Origin of the sequence: Candidatus Methanoperedens nitratireducens, from assembly GCF_000685155.1 — an archaeon.
Classification (GTDB): Archaea; Halobacteriota; Methanosarcinia; order Methanosarcinales; family Methanoperedenaceae; genus Methanoperedens; species Methanoperedens nitratireducens.
Map to the genome: position 1 here is coordinate 412,299 of NZ_JMIY01000002.1, position 7,356 is coordinate 419,654.

General features: G+C 44.2%; 6 protein-coding genes. 3 read left to right on the forward strand and 3 right to left on the reverse strand.

From position 1 onward, the window contains the following. The first annotated feature begins 71 nt into the window (after window positions 1-71). Both ANME2D_RS06010 and ANME2D_RS06015 read left to right on the forward strand, forming a co-directional pair. Window positions 72-1,880: a PGF-pre-PGF domain-containing protein gene (locus tag ANME2D_RS06010; protein ID WP_048089832.1), complete on the forward strand. Its 1,809-nt coding sequence runs from the start codon at window positions 72-74 to the stop codon at window positions 1,878-1,880. 87 nt (window positions 1,881-1,967) lie between these two features. Further along, window positions 1,968-3,437: a PGF-pre-PGF domain-containing protein gene (locus tag ANME2D_RS06015; RefSeq protein WP_157833982.1), complete on the forward strand. Its 1,470-nt coding sequence runs from the start codon at window positions 1,968-1,970 to the stop codon at window positions 3,435-3,437. An 8-nt stretch (window positions 3,438-3,445) separates the two neighbouring features. On the opposite strand, the gene ANME2D_RS06020 is transcribed toward ANME2D_RS06015, so the two are convergent. Continuing rightward, window positions 3,446-4,288, reverse strand: a complete 843-nt coding sequence (locus ANME2D_RS06020) for a hypothetical protein (RefSeq protein ID WP_048089834.1) — start codon at window positions 4,286-4,288, stop codon at window positions 3,446-3,448. Window positions 4,289-4,638: 350 nt separating this feature from the next. Between ANME2D_RS06020 and ANME2D_RS06025 the strand changes: the two genes are divergently transcribed. Then, complete coding sequence (locus tag ANME2D_RS06025; RefSeq protein ID WP_048089835.1) at window positions 4,639-4,875, forward strand: sulfurtransferase TusA family protein; 237 nt, start codon at window positions 4,639-4,641, stop codon at window positions 4,873-4,875. A gap of 5 nt (window positions 4,876-4,880) precedes the next feature. Here ANME2D_RS06025 and ANME2D_RS06030 read toward each other — a convergent pair whose 3' ends face one another. Both ANME2D_RS06030 and uvrC read right to left on the reverse strand, forming a co-directional pair. Then, window positions 4,881-5,447 (reverse strand): endonuclease dU, encoded by a 567-nt coding sequence (locus ANME2D_RS06030; RefSeq protein ID WP_048089836.1) that lies wholly within the window; start codon window positions 5,445-5,447, stop codon window positions 4,881-4,883. Between the two features lie 64 nt (window positions 5,448-5,511). Further along, the gene (gene uvrC / locus ANME2D_RS06035; RefSeq protein ID WP_048089837.1) at window positions 5,512-7,272 is read right to left on the reverse strand and encodes an excinuclease ABC subunit UvrC; all 1,761 of its coding nucleotides are present in this window, start codon (window positions 7,270-7,272) and stop codon (window positions 5,512-5,514) included. Window positions 7,273-7,356 lie beyond the last annotated feature (84 nt).

The following is a 7,356-nucleotide window of genomic DNA, read 5'->3' on the forward strand; positions in this document are numbered from 1 at the left end:
CTAATTTTAAGCGTAACATATAAATATTTATAGTAACTGTCTACAGCATATTTAGGCCACGGTGGTAAAAAATGGTAACTATTATAAAAAACGTGAGTACTAAGAACAAACTAATCACTATGAGCATAATATTGATTATGTTGGTTTTGGTGCATCCAGCCAGCGCTGGAGTGAGTTTTAATTACAGTAATGTTTCGACGAACAACTATACGATCACGGATTCAGTGCTAAATTCTAATAATTTTATCAGGCTGGTCGATGGCAATATAGAGATGCCCTCGGTAACATTAAAATTTGCGATCAACAAGACCCTCGTTGATGGAGGTAAGTCACTGGTCCTGAATTCAAGCTCTTTTGGGCCCAGGACAACATCCATACCGAATCAAAAGGTCTATTATAAGGGTTCCGGTGATACAGCAGCAGTAAGCTATATCGTGGATGCGTCTGACTCTTTTGCTGGTGTACAGGTCAATGTGTCCACGTTCAAGCAGGTAAGCAACAACGTGCCCTTTTTCTCAGATCTCTCAGTTGCCCTGCTGGATTTTAGTGACCTGAAGAACACATGGAATAATGATACAAAGATACTGGATGAGTTCATAACAGCGGTTAATAATGAAAACAAGATTAATGAAATTATGGTAACGCTGAACTCAGGTGGAGATTATGGGCCATTAAGCCAGAATCTGGCCCCTGGAAACTATCTTATACTTGTCACAAAAGGCAGTGATCCCAGGGAGATCATCACATGGAACATCATCAAGGTAATGCCGTTCAGCTCTTCAATAGTTGTCGGTGACGGTACAGGCACTGCAGCCCCAGGCTCGGATTTTAATGTGAATATTTCACTTAGCTCATCTGCCCCGGAAGAGAGCTACACCTATATTACAAGCATAATCAATAGAAGCGATTACGCAGATAACCTTGGCAAGATAAACATAACATGGGACTCAAGCCAGACATTAGCACAGGCTACCAGGATCAACGGTATAGTAATGAATGACGCCTCTGCACTTACAGACATAATACCGCGCTCCAGTACGACCAGGACCACAGCGAGTTCAAAATCGGCTGGCCTGACTCTAAATACAGCTGCACTGCCAGCAGGGAGCTATCTCGTTCATACCATGGCTTTCAACAGTACCAATCTTATGGTAGCGTTTGATCAAAGATTGCTGACGCTATCGAGCGCAACCACCACTGGTGGAGGCGGCAGCGGAAGCGGTGAAAGTAGCGGCGGTGGCGGAGTGACCACATCAGAGCCCCTTGATAATATATTAAAAGCAGAGAGCTATGTGAAAAATCTCATCGCCAACACATCTGTAGCATATATATTCACAGCACCTGAGCACGGTATATACAAGATAGTAGTTACAGGAAGTGAGAACGAGGACAATGTAGCCGTAAGAGTCGAGGTTCTTAAGGGCGTATCAAAGATCGTAACAGCATCACCGCCTGGAGCTGTATATAAGAACGTGAATATCTGGGCAGGCACAAAGCGTATAAAAGAAGCTTTGATCATGTTTAAGGTTGAGAACTCATGGCTTGAAGGTAACGGCATTGCAGGCGATGATATCAGGATTCTCAGGTGGGATGGAAGCAGATGGGTATGGATTGAAACAAAAGAAACGGATAAGGACAGCACATACACATATTACGAGGCAAAGACGGAAAACCTTGGCGTATTCGCAATAAGCAGCGTAAAAGGGGTTGCAGTACCCACAGAAACAGCAGTAGTATCAACACCACAGGTCACAACGCCTGTATCCACATCCGGGGCAGTTGCGACCCCACCTGAGAGAAAGTGGATCCCTGGATTTGAGGCAGTACTCGCTATCACCGGAATACTGGCGGTTGCATATATGCTGAAAAGAGAGAAATGATTCTCTCTTTTTAATTTTTCAAAGTAAATATGCCAGTGATTTTTTTATTTTATTGATGGGTGCATGTTTGTTCGTGAGGAGATGGTTATGAGGATATTATTACGTGTGTTAATGGTGGTTATAATATTCGGATTACTTGTTGGAAGCGTATCAGGAACAACAATAACATTTGATAAATCGCTCGATGTTCCGGATAGAACTTTTACATGGGAAGGAAAAGTTTATGAAATAACAGATATAGGACTTTACGAGATTGGCCAAAATATAGGTATTACTATTAATTCACCCGGCGTAAGTAACAAGCTAGTTACACTTTATCTTAAAAATAAAGACTATCCTTCTCCTATTTCAGTATGGTCTAAGACATTATATGGAGAATCAAGTACTGTTATACCTTATTATGAAATTTCTGCTGAGGTTCAAGGGATTTCAGGAACCTTTGGGCTCCTTGTAACCAATAAGGATATAGACAAAATTGGAGAAATTTTAGCAGCTAAACCAATCGTTATTTCTGAATATAAATTACTAGTTACACCCGAAAGCTCAGAAAAAGTAGCTGGCAGCGTCATCAATGTTACAGTTAAAATTACTAAAGATGGAGTACCTTATAACGTCGGTGTCAATACTGTTAAAGTCGAGTTTGTACCTTTAAGTGGATCATTGAGTCCGATATTTGGTGGGGACGCAAGTCCAACAAGTATCAATGGCACTTATACGGCCAATATAATCATTCCTCCCAATGTGGCTGGAACTTATATGTTATATGCAGCAATAACAACTGATTACAAAATATATGGAGATTATCCAGAGATAATCGGCGCAGTCAGTTACAGTGGAGATATTTCAATTCAGACCTCCTCAGCCGGTGGCGGCAGTGGAGGTGGCGGGGGAGGCGACCAATCAGGAGAAGAGTTCAAAAATATAGAATCTAAGGAATCCTATGAAAAATTCATATCCAAGGATGTACCTGTAACCTATACATTTAAACAATCGGGAAATCCCATAAACGAGGTTGTGATAACCGGCAATATCAATGCTGGCGATATAGCTGTTAAGATAGAAGTACTCCGCGGGACATCCTCACTGGTCGGCAGTTCGCCCCCCGGGCTTGTATATAAAAATATCAATATCCTTGTTGGAACATCTGGTTTTGCAGTACCAAAGAACATAAAAGAAGCCATTGTGAGGTTCAGTGTTGAGAATTCCTGGCTTGAAAGCAATAATCTTGCAGGCAGTGATATAAATATGGTCAGGTGGGACGGCAGCAAATGGATACAGCTCGCCACAACTGAGACGACAAAGGACAGCACGCATACATACTATGAGGTAGAGACAGATACTTTCTCAGCATTCGCTATAACCGGATTGAAGGGAGGTGCTGTGCCTGCATCAGCAGGGACTGAACCTGAGACGACAAGGACTCCCACCGCAGCGACGCCCACAGAGACCCAGACTCCAGCGGCCACAGAGAAAGGAATCCCGGGGTTTGAGACTGCAACAACCGTATTCGCCATAGCACTGGCAGTAGCCCTACAAATCAACAGAGAGAGGAGATGAGCGATCATCTACTCTGATAACATCTGTTTATATTCCCCAAAAGAGCTATCTGTAAACTCAAAGACAGGTGCAGCTCTTTCTTTATCCTTTTTCTCTGCAAATTCAGTTGAGGATATCTTTTCAGTTCCATCTATTCCGGCATTTATTAAAGCCGTGGTTGTAAGGAATGTTTTTCCATAGACCTGATATTCTACCCATCCGTCCCTGTACCCGTTCATATATCCTAAAACAGCCTTTGCAGGTATGATCTTTTTAATAAACTGCCCATTCTCTTTAATTGACATCTCTCCGCTTAACATCAGGCTTGTGACCGCTACCATCCACCCATCGCAATCATCCTGCATGCCATTGGTCAGGTAGTAATCCGGCATTACCCACATATCAGCATCTGGCAATGACTGGAACTGCTCATTATCCGATATATAATTATTTACAAAGGGTTCGTCTATCCATGAGATTATGTTGCCTTTTGTGTCTACCTCCAGCGGAACGGCTCTATTCTTATACCTGATCCTGCCGTCATAATCAAGGTACAGCAAAGAAGCGTAGTACCTCACCCACTCATTATCCGGTGTAATGTAAGAGCTCGGGTACTGTGCATGCCATATGTCATGGTCCTTGTTAATAACGTAGGGTCTAATTGCTGGTACATAATCGGGCTCCGGATCAGGAGCCTCTGTCGGTAGTGGGGTAGGGGTTTGAACAATGTCAGGCACAGATGCCTGGACTGGAATAAAAACCTCTTGTCTAACTGATTCTATGCTCCTGTCCTCAATCTGTTCAACCGTAAATACCATTTTGAATGATAGCACAACAAAAAGAATTAATACTACCGCTGTTAATAGCTTCATCTGCTCTCCGAGAGGGGGGCTTGAGCAGTGATGAGTTTGGCGACCTGGCACTGCTCAATTATTTTTATTAAATCCTTTTCCTATGATGACCCATCGCTTTCGATATTCATTAGAACCATTCCCTTTTATATTGAAGATTAAATGTGATAATAACACTGGAGTTATAATATTTCTAACTGCAACACCCCCGTAAATTACCATAATCATCTATCGCCACATTAATATAACTTTCTATTGAGCTGAATTCATCCAGTAATTAGACGGGACGACAGGTTAAGAAATTTGGAACTACTGGATGGGCTCGGACCACACCAAAAACATTTAAACCATAGTAATAATTCATGAACCTGATGACAGAGATAATCCCTGATGAAACGCTGGACGTGCGCGGTGAATGCTGCCCGTATCCTCTTATCCTTACAAAAAAACAGGTAGAGCAGTTAAAAAGCGGTGAGATACTGGAGGTAATAGCCGACGACCCTGTTGCACCGCAGAATATCGATGCATGGGCTAAGAAATCAGGGAACAGACTCCTTGCAGTAAAGCAGGAAGGTAAGGTATATAATATCTTTGTCCAGAGGACTTAGGATGCTCAGGCTTTACCTGTGGACTCGCCCAGTACAACTCCTGTTGCTATAAGGTGCGCTACACGAAGCGGTTCCGGGATATTGCTGTGTATTGAGGTCATGCGGATAATCTCAAATGCGCTCTCTTTATCTATGCCGCATAACTGAATGAATACCGTCTTATCATTGGTGATCCTGTATACCCTGCCTGCCCGCTGGATTATCTCCCATCGTTTCTCCGCCTCAGGCAGGTTCTCAAGGGCGCGTTTAATTCTCTCAAGATCAGGATATGAGCGCATGAAGACAATGACCGGGATACCCGTTTCATTAAAAAGTTCACCTATATCAACTGGATTGAATCCAGCATACGTGATACCATCAAGCAGAATTACCCTTATTTGACCATAATGTTTTGAACTCCTTACCATCCGGATAATAGTATCAGTGGCATCCATACCATCTCTTGTGATCTCAGAGCGAAGAACGCCGTCAAGCTGCTCACCACCGCGGAAAAAGGCTCCTATAATCGTTACTTTATCATTAATTAGAGCAGAATCATCGATGGCAAGAATACGTATCTGTCGTTTTATCATAATCTCATTGAAGTTCTACTTAATCTTATGCTCACGTATCGCAAAGCAGAGTTCAATTACGTTGTCAAACTTTATTAAAATGCGCATACACCCTCTCAGCATCCTTCCTTGTAACCCCCACCACCTTCTCGATATCAGAAACCCCGGCCTTCCTCAGCTCTTGAACCGACCCGAAATACTGCAGTAACGCGCGTTTCTTCTTCTCCCCGATCCCCTTTATCTCATCCAGCTCAGACTCTCTAAGCCTCTTCTCCCTGAGTTTCTTGTGGTACCTGAGCGCGAACCTGTGCGCTTCATCCCTTATCTTCTGCAAAAGCTGAAGCGCGGGTGAATCCCCGGGCAAAATAACAGGCGCTTCTCTCTCAGGCAGGAAAATATGCTCAAACTCTTTTGCAAGTGCTGCTATGTTCAGACTAAGCCCGAGCCCGTGGAGCGCAGCCAGTGCAGCGTTTAGCTGTCCTTTTCCTCCGTCGATCAGTATAAGATCAGGCATCCTTTTCTTCTCCTCCCTGCGCCGCACATATGCTCTGGCAACGACTTCCACCATCATGGCAAAGTCATTCGCTCCCTGGTTTGTCCTTACCCTGAACTTCCTGTAATTATTCTTATCAGGCTCTCCGTTCTCGAATACAACAAGTGAGCCTGTTGCATCCGTGCCGCCGATGTTTGAGATATCAAAGGCTTCAATGACCTCAGGGAGTACTGGCAATGCCAGGGCTTTTTGCAGTTCGTACAGCGCATCAGTTATGTTTTTACTCTCCTGAAGCCTGTTCTGGGTCAGGATCAGCATGACATTCTCCCGGGCAAGGTTCATGAGCCCGATCTCTGTACTTTCCTCTGGTGTTTTAAGCCTGGAGTTCTTATCTGAGAGCCAGATCGATATGGATTCATCTTCGAGCTCAATCGGGACTACTATTTCCTCCGGGGGCCTGACATCCTGGTAGTACTGTTTGATAAAGCTTGAGAGAACCTCGATCTCATCCGCACCGGCTGTATTCACTGAGAAAGTATCGCGTCCTTTGAGTTTCCCTTCGCTTACGTGGAATATCTGTATGCTTGCAGTAGTGCTCATGGCTGCTATAGCGAGAACATCCTGCTGTTTCTGGTCGGCTATACTCACGCGCTGTTTTTCAGATAGCTCCTGCAGGGCATTGATTAAGTCTCGAACCCGCGCAGCTCTCTCGTACTCCTGCTTCTCCGACAGTTTATTCATCTGCTCTGTCAGGGATGGGATCAGTTGACTTCTGCTTCCTTTAAGAAACTGAACAACGTTCTTGATTATGTCCAGGTATTCCTCTTTAGTGACAGAGTCGATGCACGGGGCAGCACACTGTTTTATATGGTAGTTCAGGCACGGGGGGCAGGGCAGCTTTTTCTTGCACCGCCTTATACCGAAGCCTGAGGCCATTTTTATCACTTCCCTTACAGCCTTTGAACTCGGATAAGGCCCAAAATACTGTGCCCCATCCTGCTCTCTTCTCCTTGCAATGCAGATGCGCGGATACTCCTCTCCTGTTATCTTGATATAGGGATACTGCTTATCATCCCGAAGCCGTACATTATAGCGTGGCCTGTGCTCTTTTATTAGATTCGATTCCAGAACCAGAGCCTCGACTTCATTTTCAGTCACGATATATTCAAAATTCTCGATGTTCCTGGCCAGAATACGGGTCTTCGGAGATTCCTGCTCCCTGAAATACTGGCTCACCCTGTCCTTCAGTGATGCCGCCTTTCCCACATAGATAACCCTGTCATCCTTATCTCTCATGAGGTAAACGCCAGGTGAGTCGGGGAGTTTTTTTGCGTCCTTGATATTCTTGGTCATTTTTTAATTGGTATCAGATGCGTTTAGAGCCTATCCGAAAAGTCCAGAAGCTCTGAACGTTATCCATGCACATGCGAAGTGTAA

Bases quoted from the DNA above. Each gene is read 5' to 3' on its own strand.
- uvrC (WP_048089837.1), bottom strand. From the start codon at position 7,272: ATGACCAAGAATATCAAGGACGCAAAAAAACTCCCCGACTCACCTGGC.
- ANME2D_RS06030 (WP_048089836.1), bottom strand. From the start codon at position 5,447: ATGATAAAACGACAGATACGTATTCTTGCCATCGATGATTCTGCTCTA.
- ANME2D_RS06015 (WP_157833982.1), top strand. From the start codon at position 1,968: ATGAGGATATTATTACGTGTGTTAATGGTGGTTATAATATTCGGATTA.
- ANME2D_RS06010 (WP_048089832.1), top strand. From the start codon at position 72: ATGGTAACTATTATAAAAAACGTGAGTACTAAGAACAAACTAATCACT.
- ANME2D_RS06020 (WP_048089834.1), bottom strand. From the start codon at position 4,288: ATGAAGCTATTAACAGCGGTAGTATTAATTCTTTTTGTTGTGCTATCA.
- ANME2D_RS06025 (WP_048089835.1), top strand. From the start codon at position 4,639: ATGACAGAGATAATCCCTGATGAAACGCTGGACGTGCGCGGTGAATGC.